General features: G+C 41.0%; 1 tRNA gene. It reads left to right on the top strand.

The features are described 5' to 3' along the window. Window positions 1-12 precede the first annotated feature (12 nt). Window positions 13-87: transfer RNA gene (locus JEM65_RS21055), tRNA-Pro, on the top strand. Window positions 88-273 lie beyond the last annotated feature (186 nt).

Raw genomic sequence — 273 nt, 5'->3', positions numbered from 1 at the left:
AGATAACCAATTCGGGGTGTAGCGTAGCCCGGTTATCGCGCCGCGTTTGGGACGCGGAGGTCGCAGGTTCGAATCCTGCCACCCCGACAAACCTAGCAATAGGACAAACTAAAACACTGTTAATCGTATGATTATCAGTGTTTTTCGTTTTTAGTGGTATCACTTGATATCAATTAATTACAACTAAAAGGTGTGCAATTCGGTGCGCACTTTCTTACCAAAATTGTCGTAGATTTAAAGGACTTTAAAAACGATTTGACTTTTGTCTTTAAA

It is taken from the genome of Gelidibacter salicanalis, assembly GCF_016469035.1.
Classification (GTDB): Bacteria; Bacteroidota; Bacteroidia; order Flavobacteriales; family Flavobacteriaceae; genus Gelidibacter; species Gelidibacter salicanalis_A.
The sequence above is the reverse complement of the archived record's forward strand: the minus strand, read 5'-3'. Positions and strand labels throughout refer to the sequence as shown.